The sequence below is a fragment of the Streptomyces sparsus genome, from assembly GCF_054776295.1.
The window spans coordinates 1-2,469 of the sequence record NZ_BAAHCA010000750.1; the positions used below are offsets into that span (position 1 = coordinate 1).

Annotated in this window: 3 protein-coding genes; 2 read left to right on the forward strand and 1 reads right to left on the reverse strand. The window is 74.4% G+C overall.

The features are described from left to right. The coding region (locus ACYVE9_RS22945; protein ID WP_461029791.1) for a thioesterase family protein at positions 1-306 on the forward strand (306 nt) is incomplete at its 5' end. Between the two features lie 87 nt (positions 307-393). On the opposite strand, the gene mnmA is transcribed toward ACYVE9_RS22945, so the two are convergent. After that, the gene (mnmA, locus tag ACYVE9_RS22950) at positions 394-1,524 is read right to left on the reverse strand and encodes a tRNA 2-thiouridine(34) synthase MnmA (RefSeq protein WP_461029792.1); all 1,131 of its coding nucleotides are present in this window, start codon (positions 1,522-1,524) and stop codon (positions 394-396) included. 190 nt (positions 1,525-1,714) lie between these two features. On the opposite strand from mnmA, the gene ACYVE9_RS22955 reads away from it, so the two are divergent. Continuing rightward, positions 1,715-2,407, forward strand: a complete 693-nt coding sequence (locus ACYVE9_RS22955) for an N-acetylmuramoyl-L-alanine amidase (RefSeq protein ID WP_461029793.1) — start codon at positions 1,715-1,717, stop codon at positions 2,405-2,407. Positions 2,408-2,469: the final 62 nt, after the last annotated feature.

Sequence of the window (2,469 nt, forward strand, 5' to 3'; positions counted from 1 at the left end):
GGACGCGGTGAGATGCGCGCCTGGTTCGCGCTGGCGGACGGCCGGGACCTGGACCCGGCGGCGCTGCTGCTGGCCGTCGACGCGCTGCCGCCCACCGCCTTCGACCTGGGCGTCAAGGGCTGGGTGCCGACGATCGAACTGACCGTGCACATCCGGTGCCGCCCCGCCCCCGGACCGGTGCGGGTCTCCATCACCACCCGCAACCTGGCCGGCGGCTTCCTGGAGGAGGACGCGGAGGTCTGGGACAGCGAGGACCGCCTGGTGGCCCAGTCCCGCCAACTTGCCCGCCTGCCCGCCGACTCCTGAACGCCCGTCCGGCCACCGACGCCCGCCGCCGAGGGCAGCGAGTGGTGGCCGGGGTGCGGCGGGGACGGGCGGGAGCGTCCCGGCCGGTCAGCCGCTGACTCGCTCGGCCCGCCGGGTGGTGGCGATCGTCGCCGATCCGACCACCCTCGTCCCGTCGTACAGCACGATCGCCTGGCCGGGCGCCACCCCGCGCACCGGCTCGTGGAACCGGACGCTCAGCCCGTCGTCGGCCGGCTCCGCGCTCACCGGCGTCTCCCCGCCGTGCGCCCGGAACTGGGCGGTGTACTCCCCGGGGCCCGTCGGGGCCGCACCGCACCAGCGCGGCCGGATCGCGGTCAGCGCGACCACGTCGAGCGCCTCCACCGGACCGACGGTGACGGTGTTGTCCACCGGCGAGATGTCCAGCACGTAGCGCGGCTTGCCGTCCGGCGCGGGATGCCCGATGCGCAGGCCCTTGCGCTGCCCGACGGTGAAGCCGTAGGCGCCCTCGTGAGTGCCGAGCTTGTGCCCGTCCTCGTCGAGGATGTCGCCCTCGGCGGTACCGAGGTGCTTGGCCAGGAACCCCTGGGTGTCACCGTCGGCGATGAAGCAGATGTCGTGGCTGTCGGGCTTCTTCGCCACCGCCAGGCCGCGCCGCTCCGCCTCCGCGCGGATCTCGCCCTTCGTGGTGAGGGTGTCGCCCAGCGGGAACATGGCGTGCGCGAGCTGCCGCTCGTCCAGCACACCGAGCACGTACGACTGGTCCTTCGCCTCGTCGCTCGCCCGGTGCAGCTCCCGGCGACCGTCCGCGCCCACCACCACCGTCGCGTAGTGGCCGGTGCAGACCGCGTCGAAGCCCAGCGCCAGCGCCTTGTCGAGCAGCGCCGCGAACTTGATCTTCTCGTTGCAGCGCAGGCACGGGTTCGGCGTCCGGCCGGCCTCGTACTCGGCGACGAAGTCGTCGACCACGTCCTCACGGAACCGCTCGGCGAGGTCCCACACGTAGAAGGGGATGCCGATCACGTCAGCGGCCCGCCGGGCGTCCCGGGAGTCCTCGACCGTGCAGCAGCCGCGCGCCCCCGTCCGGAACGACTGCGGGTTCGCCGAGAGGGCCAGGTGGACGCCGGTCACGTCGTGGCCGGCCTCCGCCGCGCGGGCGGCGGCAACAGCGGAGTCCACGCCGCCGGACATGGCGGCCAGTACACGGAGCCGCGGGCGCGGCGCAGTCGAGTCAGTCATAACCCCTCAAGGGTACGGGTCCGCGGCGCGCCCGTGCCCGGACGCCCTCGCCCACCCGCCGGGACGCGCCCGGCCCGCCGCGCGGGGTGGAACCGTCGGCCGCGCGGACGCGTTGGTGAGTCGTGGAGACACCGCACGCGGCCGGGCGCACTCTCGTGGCCCGCCGCACTCAGAACGATCGGGGACGGCGATGACGGCGCAGCCGCAGGAACACCGCGGGGTGAGCCGACGGGCCCTGCTGATCGGCGCCGGCACGGCGGCCGTGCTCGGCGGTGTCGGCTACGCGCAACGCGACGAGCTGCGGCGCCTGTGGTGGCGCATGCCCGGCAACGAGAAGCCGCGCAAGGACGGTGAGGTGGATCTCACCGGCGCGGCCTGGGTCGCGGCGTCCCCGGCGAACTGGCGCCGGGCCAGCCGCCCGGACGACTACGTCATCGACCGGGTGGTCGTCCACGTCATCCAGGGCGACTACGCGAGCGCGCTGAGCGCCTTCCGCGACCCGGGGCACCGCGCCGCCGCCCACTACGTGCTGCGCACCTCCGACGGCAAGGTCGCCCAGACCGTGCGGGAGCTGGACGTCGCCTTCCACGCGGGCAACCGCGAGTACAACGAGCGCAGCATCGGCATCGAGCACGAGGGCTTCGTCGACCGTCCGGAACTCTTCACCGACCGGATGTACCAGGCCTCCGCCCAGATCACCGCGGACATATGCGACCGGTACGGCTTCCCGCGCGACCGGAAGCACATCATCGGCCACAACGAGGTGCCGGGCGCCGACCACACCGATCCCGGACCGCACTGGGACTGGGACAAGTACCTGCGCATGGTCCGAGACGTCCCCACCCGCGACGGCTCCACCTCAGCGGCCCCCGGCCCGGCCTGAGCGGGGACCCGGCCCGAGCGTGCGCCCGGGCTCCGGGGCTGGGCGGGCCGGTGGGCGGAGCG

Excerpts from the sequence above, each read along its gene's own strand:
- ACYVE9_RS22955 (WP_461029793.1), top strand. The coding sequence starts at position 1,715 with ATGACGGCGCAGCCGCAGGAACACCGCGGGGTGAGCCGACGGGCCCTG.
- mnmA (WP_461029792.1), bottom strand. The coding sequence starts at position 1,524 with ATGACTGACTCGACTGCGCCGCGCCCGCGGCTCCGTGTACTGGCCGCC.